The organism is candidate division KSB1 bacterium (assembly GCA_022562085.1).
In the GTDB taxonomy this organism is placed as follows: Bacteria; Zhuqueibacterota; Zhuqueibacteria; order Oceanimicrobiales; family Oceanimicrobiaceae; genus Oceanimicrobium.
This window is the reverse complement of record JADFPY010000008.1, coordinates 27069-42571: the sequence shown is the minus strand read 5'-3', so window position 1 is coordinate 42571 and position 15503 is coordinate 27069. Positions and strand designations below refer to the sequence as shown.

Annotated in this window: 10 protein-coding genes; 4 read left to right on the top strand and 6 right to left on the bottom strand. The window is 43.7% G+C overall.

Translation table 11 applies throughout. From position 1 onward, the window contains the following. Window positions 1-283: 283 nt before the first annotated feature. Complete coding sequence (locus IH879_01650) at window positions 284-1186, bottom strand: TIGR01777 family protein (GenBank protein ID MCH7673641.1); 903 nt, start codon at window positions 1184-1186, stop codon at window positions 284-286. Window positions 1187-1775: 589 nt separating this feature from the next. Here IH879_01650 and IH879_01645 point away from each other — a divergent pair. From IH879_01645 to cfa, 4 genes are all read left to right on the top strand, one after another. Next, window positions 1776-3851, top strand: coding sequence for a DUF4910 domain-containing protein (locus tag IH879_01645; protein MCH7673640.1), 2076 nt, complete (start codon window positions 1776-1778; stop codon window positions 3849-3851). Window positions 3852-4120: 269 nt separating this feature from the next. After that, the gene (locus IH879_01640; GenBank protein ID MCH7673639.1) at window positions 4121-5479 is read left to right on the top strand and encodes a PQQ-like beta-propeller repeat protein; all 1359 of its coding nucleotides are present in this window, start codon (window positions 4121-4123) and stop codon (window positions 5477-5479) included. 200 nt (window positions 5480-5679) lie between these two features. Next, window positions 5680-6399 carry a DUF547 domain-containing protein gene (locus IH879_01635; protein ID MCH7673638.1) on the top strand — a complete coding sequence of 240 codons (720 nt, stop codon included), beginning with the start codon at window positions 5680-5682 and terminating at the stop codon, window positions 6397-6399. Window positions 6400-6548: 149 nt separating this feature from the next. Then, complete coding sequence (gene cfa, locus IH879_01630; GenBank protein ID MCH7673637.1) at window positions 6549-7730, top strand: cyclopropane fatty acyl phospholipid synthase; 1182 nt, start codon at window positions 6549-6551, stop codon at window positions 7728-7730. A gap of 270 nt (window positions 7731-8000) precedes the next feature. On the opposite strand, the gene IH879_01625 is transcribed toward cfa, so the two are convergent. The 5 genes from IH879_01625 to IH879_01605 form a co-directional block, all read right to left on the bottom strand. Beyond that, the gene (locus IH879_01625) at window positions 8001-10910 is read right to left on the bottom strand and encodes a histidine kinase (protein ID MCH7673636.1); all 2910 of its coding nucleotides are present in this window, start codon (window positions 10908-10910) and stop codon (window positions 8001-8003) included. Window positions 10911-11139: 229 nt separating this feature from the next. Then, on the bottom strand, window positions 11140-12501 hold the full coding sequence (gdhA, locus tag IH879_01620) for an NADP-specific glutamate dehydrogenase (GenBank protein ID MCH7673635.1): 1362 nt from the start codon (window positions 12499-12501) through the stop codon (window positions 11140-11142). Window positions 12502-12557: 56 nt separating this feature from the next. After that, entirely contained in the window at window positions 12558-13028 is a 471-nt protein-coding gene (locus IH879_01615) for a hypothetical protein (protein MCH7673634.1), read from the bottom strand. Between the two features lie 21 nt (window positions 13029-13049). After that, window positions 13050-14729: a carbon starvation protein A gene (locus tag IH879_01610; protein MCH7673633.1), complete on the bottom strand. Its 1680-nt coding sequence runs from the start codon at window positions 14727-14729 to the stop codon at window positions 13050-13052. Window positions 14730-14887: 158 nt separating this feature from the next. After that, the gene (locus IH879_01605; protein ID MCH7673632.1) at window positions 14888-15499 is read right to left on the bottom strand and encodes a LemA family protein; all 612 of its coding nucleotides are present in this window, start codon (window positions 15497-15499) and stop codon (window positions 14888-14890) included. Between the last annotated feature and the right edge of the window lie 4 nt (window positions 15500-15503).

Sequence of the window (15503 nt, the reverse complement as noted above, 5' to 3'; positions counted from 1 at the left end):
ATCAAAATAACAAATCCCAAGCTTGTCCCCGAATAAACAAAACAACAGCTACTATCAAGTGACTTTATCTTTGTTTGAGATTTCGGAAATTGAGCATTGGATTTTATTTGTTATTTGGCTTTTGCGATTTGTGATTTCAAGTCTTGCCAAAAAGCTTGTGCTCGAATGCTTCCCCGATAAAAACATTCGGGGACAAATTTATCGAGTATGGCAGAATTTGACTTCTCAGGTACTAACTAATCGGTTCGTTGGGTAGTAATTTGCTCTTTCGATTGAAATTGTGTTAGTCCCTCCCCAACACATGCCGCAACGCCCCCTCCAACTCAGGAAATTGAAATTGATAATTACTCGAGTTTAATTTAGTGGGTTCCACTCGGGTACTGGCGAGCAGGAGTTCATCTGCCATTTCTCCGAACGCCAGGCGGGCAGCAAAAGCCGGCATGGGAAAAATCGTCGGGCGTTTGAGAACAAGGCCCAGAGTTTTGGTGAATTCGCGATTTGTGGCCGGATTTGGTGCGACAACATTAACCGGGCCATTCAGAGATTCGTTTACCAGTGCATGATGAATCGCGCCGACCAAATCATCGATGGCAATCCAGCTCATGTACTGGCTGCCGCTCCCGATAACGCCGCCGACGCCCATTTTAAACGGCAAAAGCATTTTGGCAAGTGCGCCTCCGGCCGCACTCAAAACCACACCGATTCTTAAATTTACAACCCGGATGCCTTTTTTTCCGGCAGCTTCACAGGCCTCTTCCCACTCTTGACAGACTTCGGCAAGAAAATTTGAACCAGACTCGCTTTCTTCATCTAAAACTTCATCGCCGCGGTCGCCGTAAAACCCGATTGCCGAGGCAGACACAAGCACTTTTGGCGGGGCTTTTAGTTTTGCTAAAGTCTCTGATAATAACCTGGTTCCCTGTACACGGCTCTCGCGAATAAGTGCTTTTCTCTCCGACGTCCACCTGCCACCGGCAATATTCTCACCGGCCAAATGCACCACAGCATCTAAACCTTCAAGAGCTGCCTGTTCTATTTCAGAAGATGCCGGGTCCCACTTAATCTCGTTGGCATCCGGTTTGGGTTCTTTCCGAACAAGCTTCTTGATGTAATGACCCTTTTGGGTCAAGAAAGCTACGAGTTCGGAGCCAACTAATCCGGAGGCTCCGGAAATAAGGACGTTCATCTTTTTCCTCCTAAAATCTTTAACTGGTTCTAAGTCATCTGCGTTGGGTAAATAGTACAGATAACATATTTTTTAGCCACGGATTCACCCCATTAGATAAAGATATCAGCTTACCGGAAAACATCAAAGACTCTTATCTAACGGGGTGACCACTGATAAAAACACTGATTCTCTTAATTAATAAATGAAACACTTCAATCCTACTTCCTCTTTTCTGATATTCATAAGTAAACCTACTTTCATTTCTGTTGCTTTTAATTCATTGAGTAACTGTGGCTCATCTTTTGGACAGGATTCTTTTGACTTTTTCTAAAAAACCATATCGGAAATATTGTGCACTTCAAAGGCTGAACCTATAATTGCTTCTGTTATGTCTTCATATTATAATTTCATTTATCCGTGTACAATCAGTGTAAATCCGTGGCTTAATTTTTTCTAAATGTTTATCCATACAAAAACAACATAGAGCGTCTTACTGAATTGTTCAAGGCATTTTTTTTGTTGAATACTTTTTAAACATAGTTTATATTAGGTACATTAAAAATAATCAAATAAAATAAAAAACGCAACAACCGCCGGAGAAGTCAGAATGGCTAAATCTTATCTTTTTGGTCTTGGTGTCTTTGTTCAACTCACATTTCTTCCAAACAATTCAAACGCACTTTTACAAACAAACTTACTCGACAACCAAACGCGGGACCTCCTTCATGAAGAACTGAGTGGTGAAATTGGCAAAGACCACGTCATTCAAATTACGCGTCACCACCGGATACAGGGGTCGCGCGGTTATCGGCACGCTGCTGAATATGTCCTCGAACAACTCCGCCAGTACGGTTTCTCAGAAAAAAACGCCTATATCGAGTCCTTTAAATCAGACGGTAAAATAAAATATCAAACCTGGCAATCGCCTTCCGGTTGGGATATCAAATTTGGCGAGCTGCGCATGCTCCAGCCTTTTGAGGAAAGAATTGTCGGCTATCCCGAAGTGGCCATGAGCGTCATCACTTACTCAAATCCCGGAGACGTAACGGCGGAGCTGGTCTGGGTCGGTAAAGGCACACGCGATTCCGACTACACCGGCAAGGATGTAAAAGATAAATTCGTGCTTGCCACGGGGTATGGCGGTTCAGTGCATCGGCTCGCTGTTTTAAAATATGGCGCCAAAGCAGTTATCTGCTATCTCGATGATGAACGCGCTAAAGAATATCCCGACATGCTGCAGTACACCGGGATGTGGCCGAAAACGGAAGAATTGCAGCGGGTCACGTTTGGTTTCAATCTCACTAACCGTCAAGGCGGGAAACTCAGGAATCTTCTTGAGTCGGGCAAGAAAGTGGTGATGCAGGGCAAAGTTGAAGGCATTGGCTTGGAATCTTACTTTATGGATGTGGTAGTTGCACATATCCGCGGCTCCGAACTTCCTGGCGAAGAGCTTGTTTTCAGCGCCCATTTAGATCATCCGAAGGAATCGGCAAATGACAACGCCAGCGGTTCGGCCGCAATTTTGGACATTGCCAGAAGCCTCAAAACTCTGATTGACAACGGTCGCATGCAGCGCCCAAAACGCTCCCTGCGATTTATCTGGGTGCCGGAGTGGTATGGCACCATGGCTTACATCGACAAGCACCCTGAGATGAAAGGGCCGGAATTAGGCGGTAAGTTTTTGGCGAACATGAATCTCGATATGGTTGGCGAAAATCTTGAGCTGCTTCACTCCAAACTCATCCTGACCCGCACCCCTGACTCCATGCCATCTGTGGTAAACGACGTGGTCGAAAATATGGCCGAAATGGTAGATCAAATGAATGTCCGCACGCCTCGGGGGAGTCTTTCCGCGTTTAACTTTCGCATAACTCCCTACAGCGGTGGCAGCGATCACATGATGTTCATCGAGCGAAAAATTCCCGGAGTCATGTTTTCTCACAGCCCGGATTACACCCACCACACCTCTGAAGACACCCCTGACAAAGTCGATCCGGTAGAATTAGAACGCTGTGAAATTATTGCAGCCTCAGCCATGCTGTACTTAGCAAATCTCGAAACCGGCCAGGCTGCGGAGTTGACCTATCTGGCAGCTTCGAATTCTGTGGGACGTTTATCAGCAGCGCTTGGCAAAGCCACTCAACAAATTTCAGCGGCCACAAACAGCACAACCGACAAAAATTGGGCTGAAGGCCAGAATATCCTCGATCATGCTTTGCAGCTTGAAATGCAAACGATCAGTTCGGTACTCAACTTCAATAATGATAATTCAATTCACAGATTAGTTAAAAAATTCCGGTATGAATTTCAGCGCCAACATAAATTCTATTCCGGGTTACTGGAAGAAGCTGCCACAGAAAGAGGTGCAGAACTGGACTCCCCGGCGGCCCTTCAAATCAATCTTGACAATCGCGTCCCGGAACGCAAAACACGAGGGCCTTTGGATTTCGGTCTTCCCGAAAGTGCACTTCCAGGGTCCGAAGCAGCCTGGTACGCCTCTCCCGAATTTAATCTCAACGGTTCAGCTCGATTTGAGTTGGCAAATTTTATTGACGGCAAAAATACGGTTTGGGAAATTCGAAATGCACTTAGCGCAGAATTCGGGCCCAAAGATTTGAAAACTATTTCACGCTATATCGAGGATTTGGTAAAAGTCGGTGTGGTTAAATGGAATATACTTTAACCTTTCAAAGGTTAAAGTATATTCCTGTAAATAGGACACAGAGAACACTGAGGTGCACAGAACTCACAGAGAAAAGAATTTAAATAAACGAGAAGATAAGAGATGGCCGACATGGAAGATTAAATGCTCTTTCTGAAAGACGGAATCCTTAGAAAAAGAAATTAAATCTCTGAGTTTCTTTGTGATTTTCAGTGTTCTCTGTGTCCAAAAAGTTTTAAACGAATTCGCTCTTAAAAAATAAAGGTTAAAAACCAAAAGGAGAATCTAAAATGAACAAATTTTACTTCGTTCTGACATCTTGCTTTTCTTTATTTCTCACTGTCTATCTGTTTGCGGGCAATCCTTCCGATGCGAAAAAAAACTGGCCGCAGTGGCGCGGCCCTGATGCAACGGGAGTGGCACCCAACGGTAACCCTCCCCTGGAATGGAGCGAAGATAAAAATATCCGCTGGAAAATTCAGGTGCCGGGTAAGGGACTTGCTTCTCCCGTCATTTGGGATAATATGGTTTTTATTTTAACTGCCGTTCAAAGTGACCAGGGGGGAAATCTGAAAGAAGACGTAGAAGACCTAGAACCGCAAGAGCGCCGTCGTCATTTTTTTAGAGGACAGCGTGCCAAACCAACATCAGTTATTAAATTTACAGTATTAGCCATCAATCGAAAAGATGGTTCAATTACCTGGCAACACAGCCCACGGGAGCAAGTGCCTCATGAACGAACCCATCCGGATGGAAGTTGGGCGTCCAATTCAGCTGTTACCGATGGCAAGCACGTTTTCGCTGACTTCGGATCGAACGGCCTTTACTGCTACGATATGAAAGGTAACCTTAAATGGGAGAAAGATCTCGGGGACATGACCACTCGCAATGGCTTTGGTGAAGGCAGTTCGCCGGCCGTTTATAACGACAAATTAGTCATTAACTGGGACCACGAAGGGGATTCGTTTATCGTGGTCCTCGATAAAAACACCGGGAAAGAAGTGTGGAGAACTCAACGTGATGAAGTCACTTCCTGGGCCACCCCGATCATAGTCGAACAAAACGGCAAACCACAGGTTATTTCCAGTGCAACCAAACGCATCCGCAGTTACGACTTAGCCACCGGAAAAGTAGTTTGGGAGTCGGCGGGTATGACGACAAATACAATACCATCACCGGTGTATGGAAATGGAATGGTCTATGCAATTAGTGGCTTTCGCGGCAACGCCTTGCTTGCCATCCGTCTTGCGGCAGCAAAAGGCGACATCACAGATTCGGAAGCAATTGTCTGGAAATTTGACCGAGACACACCATATGTGCCCTCGCCCCTGCTTTACGATAACACGCTTTATTTCCTGAAAAGTAACAAAGGAATTCTCTCGGCTTTCAACGCCAAAACCGGCGAACAATTTTATGGCCCGCAAAGGTTGGAAAGCATTAAAGGGGCTTACGCCTCCCCGGTTGGCGCTAATGGTCGGGTTTATATTCTCGGGCGAAATGGCGTGACCCTGGTCATAAAGCACGGGCCGAAGTTTGAGGTACTGGCAGAAAACTCCCTCGACGACCGGTTTGATGCTTCACCGGCGATTGCCGGGAATGAGCTATTTTTGCGCGGACGTAAAAACTTATATTGTATTGCGGAAAAATAGAAATGTTTTGGGATTATTATTTAACCTTGATTAATTCATGAACTTCCATTTCAAGCAAAGGCTTCAATATTGTCAGGCCCGAGTAGTCGGGCATCCATTAGCTGCACTAAGTTATTGATATTTAATGGATTCGTGACGGAGTTTATCCCTGCGAAGGCAGGGACGGGAAAGACGACCCACTCCAAGCACAGGATGTAAACATGGTTACAATTTTATTAGTCGCGCTTTTATTGATAACCCCTTTGAGTGATGAAAAAGGGACTTCGATGTTTTTTTCGCAAGCTGACATGTTTTTCAGCAAACATGTTAAAGACGCTAGTGTTGATTACAAATCCATCCAGAAAAGCCCCGAGCAGCTAACGAAACTTTCTTCGACAATCTCAGCTTTTAATTTAAAAAATGTCGACAAAGATACAGAAATGGCTTTCTGGATTAATGCTTACAACATTCTGGTTATCCAGTCAGTTGTAAACAACTATCCACTTAAATCCCCTTTGGATGTGAAAGGCTTTTTTGATACACTGAAACACCTTGCTGCCGGTGAAAAGTTAACCTTGAACGAGATTGAAAATAAAAAGCTGCGTGAGAAATTTGGGGACGCGCGAATTCATTTTGTGCTGGTCTGTGCCGCACAAAGTTGTCCGCCAATTATTAACGAAGTTTACCTTCCGGCCAAACTCGATGAACAGTTAGATGCCCGAACAAAGGCAAATCTTAATGACGACTATTTTATTCAAGTGGATTCAAAAGCCAGGAAAGTTACAATTTCTGAAATCTTCAAGTGGTATGAGCCAGATTTTATAACCGGTGGGAATACGGTTCTTCAATACATTAATCGGTTCAGAAATGAAAAAATTCCTGAGGACTACGAGGTGGGTTTTTATCAGTATGATTGGAGTTTGAATCAAGCGAATGAATAAAAGGAGTTAGGTTTTTCTTTCATAGCCTAAAAACTTGCTCGCTTGAAGATTCGTTTCACACTTTGTCTAAAGTGTGATGTTTTTCCTGCTCCTTGCGAGGTTTTTTTATTTTAAAAATTACACCTACTAATTATTAAGAAACAAACTCAATGCTAGAATCTACGCGAAACGAGAATGAAACCAAAGCGTTAGCGCCCTATTCCAAATGGGGAATAAAAAATTTCGTTCAAGCAGAATTTCGGAAAGCTGGGATTACGATTAATGGAAATTCTTCCTTTGATCCTCAGATTAAAGATGATTCTTTTTTTAGAAAACTAATTTTGGGAGGCATTCTTGCGTTGGGCGAGATGTATGTTGACGAAATTTGGGATGTAGAAGATCTCTGCCATTTGATTTACAAAATGAAATTAGCTGAGTTGGATCAAAAGGGGAAGTTCCATTTTGGATCGATATTTTTGGGGATCTCTAATCGAATTCAGAATAAACAGAATCGTGTTAATGCTTGGCTCGTAGGTCAAAAACATTATGATTTGGGAAATGACATTTTTGAGCATATGTTGGGCAGACGTATGGTATACTCATGCGCCTACTGGGACAAAGTAAGTTCGTTGGATGAGGCCCAGGAAAATAAACTAGATTTGATTTGCAAAAAATTAGGACTTAAGCCTGGAATGTCAGTTCTTGACATTGGTTGCGGTTTTGGAAGTTTTGCTAATTTTGCTGCTGAAAAATATGGAGTAGAAGTCTTTGGGATCACTGTTTCAAAAGAGCAGAAAGCTCTGGGCGAAGAACTCTCAAAAGGATTACCAGTAAAAATTGAAACTTTAGATTTCCGTGATCTCCCTAAATCAGTTCAGTTTGACCGAGTAGTATCAATTGGAATGTTCGAGCACGTTGGGGTTAAAAACTACAGGGTATTTATGGAAACGGTGTTTCACCAGCTGAAGGAAGATGGGTTATTTCTTTTGCATACAATAGGGATGGAAGATCAAACTTGGCAACGGTCACTTGATCCTTGGACAGAAAGATACATTTTTCCAAATGCATCAATTCCATGTCTTTCCAAACTGAGTCGTTCCTTTGAAAAGCTGATGCTGCTAGAGGACCTACAGAATTTTGGGTACGATTATTACAAGACCTTAGTTTCATGGTATTCAAATTTCAGTGCAAATTGGCATAAAATAGAAGAAAAATATGGATCCAAGTTCTATAGAGTGTGGAAATACTACCTGCTAGTTAGTGCGGGTTGCTTTCAGGCGAGAAAGCTCCAGGTCTGGCAATTACTTTTATCGAAAAATGGAGTCGCCAATGGATATAGGAGCTTTAGGTGATCCGCCGGGCCGCTCAGCGACTCGCGACCGTTTTGTGCATGTTCACTATTAAACAAGAAGTGGCTGCCTGAGAAAATCTTGACATTAAATTAGGATTTCGTTATCATTTTGCGATGAGTGGATGCGTTTCCCCAACTTAAACTTTTCTCCATCTGTCAGAACCCCACACAACTCCTATTTACACTTTGGTAGAAGTGTAAAATTTACCCTGGTTTTGGCAAGAGTTTTTTTGTTCCCTATTCGCCCAAACGTGAAATAGACACAGCCATCTCACGCTCCCGGCTTCAAAATAACCCCTTTATTCTCCCGACCTTTCATCTTGATTTTGATGGGTTTTTCAAATCGAAAATGCTTCGTAAACTTTTTCTCTTCACAAGGCGTTTGTTTTTTCAGCCACTCCCAGTCGACAAAACTGTCGTTCGTATTGGCACTGACGGTAAAATAGCCGACCATAAAAGAAGTGATATTATGAAAAAAATGTGACCCTTGCGAAGGCTCAACATAAATATCCTCTAAACCAGTTTCCACGATTACCCGCGCTCCTGAGATCTGTTCCCATTTTACCGGAATGCCTAACCAGGGATCCAATGTCCCCCATCTACCCATTCCAAGCAATAAATAGGGCTTGTTCAGAGAAACCAATTTAGAATTAAATTGACTTACTTCCCTTGCTATTTCGCGGGTTTTGGCACGGTCAAATCGAGCAACATCCACTGAAACAACATCATAGATTTCATCAATGACCCCATTGCCCATAACTTTTTCACTCATGCAAATGAGATCTTCCTTGTCAAGTTTCTCAAATTTTAATGCTTCTGTTTCGCTGCTCAAGACCATGGGGCGCAGCTGCAGCAGGTTGAATTCTTTGGGGCTCTCTTGCGGCACCGAAAGGTTGACTGCAAACTCAATTTCGACCGCCGTACCCATTCCCCAGGCACCAATCTCCAGGAGCAATTCGGTGATTTCCGGCAATGGAAAAAAATTGTGTTTTAAAATAGGGGCAAATGTCACCAGCCGGTTTCCAGGACGGGAGATGCCGTCGTAAATTGTATCATTTTCATGAGAATAAGTCGAACCTGCGTGAGTCAGAGTTCCATCTTTTTCAGCCACTTCTAAACTGTGCTTTTCCAGAAGAGTCTCCTGGGTTTCATTTTCGTAGGTGGCTTCTTTGTCAATTGGCAGCGCGTAGAATTCGTGCTGATTATTTTTCAAGGCTTCATCAGTAGAAAAAAGCTGCGGTAAATGTTTAGGAAATTTCGGAGAAAATTTGACACAGTTGCCGCCCTCTACCACGGTTTTGCCTAAACCCAACGCTACCGAAACAATACCATCTGCTGATTGCTGTGGTCCGATTGGATAAAAATTGTGGGACTTAGCAACGCCGGAAAATTCCGGATAAAAGCGGCTGCCCCGGGAAGACCCGACCATTTTCTGAATAATTACCGCCATCTTTTCCTCTTCCATGCTGTAAGAGGTAAACTTCATGTAATCTTTCGCCGCCTGATAAAAAGTGGAGGCATAAACCCGCTTGATTGCGGTCAACAATTCTTCTAGTCTTTTGTGGGGATCCAGATTATTATTGGGGAGCATAAAGGTCTTATAGACGCCGGCGAAAGGTTGGAATTGTGAATCCTCGAGCAGGCTCGAAGAACGGATTGCCAATGGAACCCGGGCAACTTCAAGCAAATCGGCAAGATCAGAGACCGCATCTGTCGGAAAATGCGGCGCTTCTATAAACCTCTGCGTAATTTCTTGATCGTCTTCAGAGTTCAACGCAAAGTCGCATAAATCATTTTCATCGAGAAATTGATCGAAAACATTTGTGCCAATAACAATTACCGGAGGAACGCTAATTTTAATACCATCAAACCTGTTGTCTACATTGTTGTTGTAAATCAATATATTCAAAAAGCTTAAGCCCCGTGCCTTCCCGCCCAAAGAACCACCCCCAATTCTGGCAAAACCAGTCTGTGGATCAAAGGAGTCTTTATCAAAATCTGTGATTATTCCAACCTGGCGTATTTTTCTATATTCGCTGAGAGTTTTAATCAGATTCTGCCGTAACGCATCTATCGTTGGAAAATCAGAGACTCTACTCGGACGCAATTTATGGGCAAGCCAAAACTCTGTTCTGGCTTTTAACCAGTTTGAAAAATGATTCTTTTCACCGTGGTACCGGATACTTTCCGAGGGCACAGAATGAAGTTTCTCTTCAAGCATCAAGAGGTTTTCTGCGCGGCCAACTTCACTCCCATCCGGCGTCCGGAACACAAAATCACCAAAGCCAAAGTTATCATTCATGAACTTACGCAGATCATTCAAGAGAGTCGGCGAATCTTTTTGGACAAACGAAGCGCCGACTTCATGCGCCTTTTTTTTATTTTCAGGAGATCTCGACTGCAGCAGGATGGGGATATCAAGATGCTGGCTCTTCACATTTTTGGCAAATATAAGACCCGCATTGGGGTCCGCATTGCCCTTTCGTGAAAAATTAATATCCGAGATCACACCCAAAATATAATCTTTGTATTTAGAAAAACAATCCCAAGCCTCCTCATAGTTGGTAAAGAGAAGTATTTTCGGTCGGGCACGCATGCGTAGAAACCGGTGCTGGAAATTAACCCCTTCGGAAATCAATCGTTGTGATTGTTTAAAAACCTCGGTGTAAATGATGGGCAGAAACGAGGAATAATAACGAACGCTATCTTCGATGAGGATAATTGACTGGACGCCGATGGCCTGAGTATCGTGTTCAATATTAAGCCGGTCCTCAATCTGCTTGATGATTGCGATGATCAGGCGAAAATCACCGTGCCAGACAAAGACCCGGTCAAAAATAGAGGTGTCGCGATAGAGAGATATTTCTTTCAACTCTCTGTTGTCATAAACGAGCAGGACAATGGGAATTTTAACTTCGGCTCCTTTTACTAATTTTGCAAAAGTATGAGCCTGCATATCTTCGATATGTAAGGTTATGATAATTAAATCGAAGCGTGTTTCCTCCAGCACCATTTTCATCGCTTCCTCGCCGCTTGATACCCGGGTCAACTCGGGTGCGTGACTAAGATTGAGACCCTGGTATTCTTCCCTTAAGAGCTCATAGAGTCTACCATCCTCCTCGAAGAGGTATAAGTCATATAAGCTTGAAACCAAAAGTATATCTCTGATCCGGAAGGGCATCAATTTTTGAAATCCATGGGCACGCGTTCCATATCCCTGCTTCTCCCAAAGTGGATCAGAGCGGGCAACCGAATCTTTGATTTTGTTTTTCGTTTCTTTCATAAAAAATAAAGCTGACCTTCTTAGATTCCTAAGTTAAATATGACCCGAAAATTCGAGTATTTTTAACATGAGAATAACTTTAGTTCTGAGAAGTTCAGCTTTAAAATTGATATAGAGTAATTGGGATTTAAACCAAACCCTGATCCATCATTGCATGTGCAACCTTCAGAAACCCACCGATATTTGCGCCATCTACATAATTACCAGGGACGTCATATTGCTCGGCTACATCAACACAGGTCTTGTGAATACTCTTCATGATTTTCTGCAAGCGTTCATCTACTTCTTCCCGGGTCCAGGGCAAACGCATGCTGTTTTGAGTCATTTCCAAACCGGAAACGGCCACGCCGCCGGCATTTGCTGCCTTTGCCGGGCCAAATAGAATTCCTTTATCAAGAAAAAGTTTCACGCCTTCAAGTTCAGTCGGCATATTTGCGCCTTCGCAAACAAGATAGACGCCATTGTTTAATAAATTCTGAGCATCTTTTACGTTAATTTCATTTTGAGTCGCACTCGGAAATGCGCAATCTGCTTTGTGGTTCCAAAGTGCGTTTGAATCTGCACTTGAATCAACCGGCGTGTAGACGGCTTTAGTATATTTGTCCGCATATTCTTTAATTCTGCTGCGTCGAACATTCTTTAATTCCATAATGAATGCCAGTTTTTCAGAAGAAATGCCTTCTTCGTCATAAATATACCCGCTCGAATCTGAGACCGTTACGACTTTGCCACCTAGTTGATTGATCTTTTCAGTCGTATATTGGGCCACATTCCCGCTTCCGGAGACCAGGCATGTTTTCCCCTCAAAAGTCTCCTTTCTCGTGGCCAACATTTCTGCGGCAAAATAAACCGAGCCGTACCCTGTAGCTTCCGGACGAATCAACGAGCCGCCCCAGTCTAAACCTTTGCCGGTTAGCACCCCGGTAAATTCATTTCGTAATCTTTTATATTGGCCGAACAAATACCCAATTTCCCTGCCCCCGACTCCGATGTCACCGGCGGGCACGTCGGTGTTTGGTCCGATATGGCGGAACAATTCACTCATGAAACTTTGACAAAAACGCATAACCTCATTATCGCTTTTACCCTTGGGATCGAAATCTGAGCCGCCCTTGCCACCGCCCATTGGTAATGTCGTCAGGCTGTTTTTAAAGACTTGTTCAAACGCCAAAAATTTCAAAATGCCTAAATTGACCGAAGGATGGAACCGCAGCCCACCTTTGTAGGGACCTATCGCACTGTTCATCTCGATGCGAAATCCACGGTTGACATGGACTTCTCCCTGGCCATTCATCCAGGGCACCCGAAACATAATAACACGCTCCGGTTCGATCATCCGCTCGAGGATTTTTGCTGCCCGATACTCAGGGTGACGATCGACAACAGACGTCAGTGATTCGGCGATTTCTTCAACCGCCTGATGAAATTCAGGTTCGCTCGGGTTTTTAGCTTTAACCATACCTATTAACTCTTCAACGTATGCAGACATGTTTGTCCTCCATATGGGATATTGAGTGTGAGTTGTGTGAAAAAAATAAAAGCCACCTAATTTACAGAGGCTTTGTTGAAATTTACAAGTTTCTTTTGTGTGTCCGATTTCTCTTTGTTTGCTGTAATCAAGGACTCAATTCTTTGGGCAACCTCCTCGTTATTTGAAAAATCACTGGTTCTAAATATTTCTCCGTTAATAATAATTGACGGGACAGCAATCATCATGAAAAGTGCCTTCAAAGTGGACTTAAGTGATGGCCGAAAGACAAAAACATCTTTCAAAATTTTAGGATACAAATACAAAAAGTTTCGGGGATCTACAACGGAAATTTCAATCGAATCGGAAAATCTTTTGGTCAAAGTCTGAAAAACATCCCCCATGGTTTCCTTGATTTTTCTGGTTTCGGCAAAAACAAAGGAGTCATTGAATTTTGCGTTATCACCCTCCAGCTTGCCGCAACAGCCGCTGCCGGTCAACTGAGCATCGGTTTCACGAATTAAAATAATAGATGGCTTGAAATGCATTTCGTAAAAACGATTTTAATTTCAACTCGCTTCCGATTTGAAAGCAACTTTCTTCGAATTCAGGGATCTCTTGAAAATAATTACGCCTTCAGAAATAAACCAAAGGATCATAAATAAAATAATGCTTCCGATAATTAAAAGCGGTTTGTTTCCTTTTTGCCAAAAATCTATTAAGTTTAAAATCATAGCCCAGAGCGCCATGGATAACATCAAAATCATTGGCACTAAAGTATAAACAATCGGCCTGTCGGTTTTCAATAAATAAATTGTGACTGACAGAAGAACAATACCAGCCAGAATTTGATTGGTTGTACCGAACAGACCCCAGAGAATCAGACCCGCCGGGTTTCCATCAACTTTCAGGAGACCGAAAAACGCGATTGCGGTCACACCAATTCCCGAAGCAAGATAGCGATTGGAAAGGGGCTTAATTTTCAGACGGTTGCCGATTTCTTCGATATTAAAACGCAGCAAACGTGTTGCAGAATCCAGGGTGGTTAAAGCAAACCCAACGACTACGACCGCTACAAAGGCCTGGGCAAATGTTTCTGAAATTCCCAGATAAGAAATAAATTTGGCAGCCCCTTGCACAAAAGCGTTAATTTCCGGGCCCAAACTTGAAGCCGTACCCCAGGATTTATAGTGCTCCAGCCAAGCCTCCTTGGAAGCTAAACCGGCCGTGCAGGCGAGTACTGCCATCATACCCAAAATGCCCTCCGCAATAGCGCCTCCGTAGCCGATCAACCGTGCATCCGGTTCTTTGTCGATCTGTTTTGCGGTGGTTCCTGAAGAAACCAGGCCGTGAAAACCGGATATGGCTCCACAGGCAACCATTATAAAAATAAAAGGAAATAGCGGCGGCAGTCCGGAACTTTCAGTATTAATAGCCGGTGCTACGATCTCGGGCTGATAGATGAAAAGGCCTAAATACATAGCGCCGAGGCCCAAATACAACATGAAAGAATTGATGTAATCCCGGGGCTGCAAAAGCAACCACACAGGTAAAACGGAAGCGATGAAGGCATATCCAAGAAGGATATAAATCCAGGCCGTGTGCGAAACACCGGTGACAGGAAATTTAATTCCGACGGCCGTCGTAATGAACATGAGAATTACGCCAATGAGTGTCACCGGGCCAATTGTCATACGGCGTTTATAAACTGCCACACCCACTGCCATCGCAATGACCATCAAAGAAAAAGCAGGAATGACTGCCTCCGGATTGAAGGCTTCACTGAATAGGGTTGCAATCACGATAGCAAACACGCCCATCGCAAGCGCGATCAAAAAGAAAATAATCAGTAAAAATAATAGTTGGGCCCGTGGACCGATAATTTTTTCTGCAATATCGCCAATCGAGCGGCCCCGATTCCGCATCGAAACTACCAGAGCAGACAAATCGTGGATACCGCCGAAAAAGATGGTCCCGAAAAACACCCAGAGGAAAGCTGGAAACCAACCCCAAATTACAGCAATGGCCGGGCCGAGGATTGGACCGAGGCCGGTTATAGAGGCGAAATGGTGGCCAAAAAGCACAGGCTTCTTGGTAGGGACGTAGTCGATGCCGTCGGTCATGGTGTGTGCCGGTGTTTTAGCATCGGGGTCTAAGGCGAAGATTCGGCGTGCTATAAATTTAGCGTAGGTAAAGTAAGCTAAAAAAAAAGCACCAAGTGCAATAACCGCAACAAGTGCAGCGTTCACAATTCCCTCCTGAAGCCAGTTTAATGTTTTCGACTTAAAAAGAAAAACGCACCTAAAGTCGCCGAAAGCTTAAAGAAATGAAACAAATAAAAAACTTTGCGAAACTCAGCGGCTTTGCGTGAAATGGCTGTTAAACAAAAATCTCCTTGACAAAGATACTAATTCGTGCTCGACGAAAAATCGATCTTCGGCACCTCCTGTGCTTGGGGGCTTGCTTCAAAATAGGGGCGTTGTTGAAACCCAAACATGCCTGCAAAAATCAATGTCGGAAACGTGCGAACTTTTTGATTGTAACCCTGAACCGTTTGGTTGAACCGCCTGCGTTCGACCGCGATTCTATTCTCTGTGCCGGCCAACTCGTCTTGCAGGCGCACAAAGTTTTGGTTAGCCTTTAAATCGGGATAGCGTTCGATAGTAACAAGCAACCGGCTCAGAGCAGAGCTTAATTGGCCTTGAGCCTGTTCAAACCGCTGAAACAATTGTGGACTCAATCCCTCTGCGCTCACATTAAATTCTGGTCGCGTGGCACTCGCTCTTGCTTGGATCACCGCTTCGAGTGTTTCACGCTCATGGGACGCGTAACCTTTGACTATTTCAACTAAATTCGGAATCAAATCCGCCCGGCGTTGATAGACATTTTGCACTTGCGACCAGGAACCGTTAATGCTCTCATCGAGAGCAACTAATGAGTTGTATGTCCCTTTAATTGAAGAATACGTCCAAATTCCCATTAAGAGTAAAACGGCTAAAATGCCTAAAAATATTTTCATACCT

What these genes read in the sequence shown, in the direction of transcription:
- IH879_01640 (MCH7673639.1), top strand. Translation starts at nt 4,121, where the DNA reads ATGAACAAATTTTACTTCGTTCTGACATCTTGCTTTTCTTTATTTCTC.
- cfa (MCH7673637.1), top strand. Translation starts at nt 6,549, where the DNA reads ATGCTAGAATCTACGCGAAACGAGAATGAAACCAAAGCGTTAGCGCCC.
- IH879_01625 (MCH7673636.1), bottom strand. Translation starts at nt 10,910, where the DNA reads ATGCCCTTCCGGATCAGAGATATACTTTTGGTTTCAAGCTTATATGAC.
- gdhA (MCH7673635.1), bottom strand. Translation starts at nt 12,501, where the DNA reads ATGTCTGCATACGTTGAAGAGTTAATAGGTATGGTTAAAGCTAAAAAC.
- IH879_01635 (MCH7673638.1), top strand. Translation starts at nt 5,680, where the DNA reads ATGGTTACAATTTTATTAGTCGCGCTTTTATTGATAACCCCTTTGAGT.
- IH879_01645 (MCH7673640.1), top strand. Translation starts at nt 1,776, where the DNA reads ATGGCTAAATCTTATCTTTTTGGTCTTGGTGTCTTTGTTCAACTCACA.
- IH879_01615 (MCH7673634.1), bottom strand. Translation starts at nt 13,028, where the DNA reads ATGCATTTCAAGCCATCTATTATTTTAATTCGTGAAACCGATGCTCAG.
- IH879_01650 (MCH7673641.1), bottom strand. Translation starts at nt 1,186, where the DNA reads ATGAACGTCCTTATTTCCGGAGCCTCCGGATTAGTTGGCTCCGAACTC.
- IH879_01605 (MCH7673632.1), bottom strand. Translation starts at nt 15,499, where the DNA reads ATGAAAATATTTTTAGGCATTTTAGCCGTTTTACTCTTAATGGGAATT.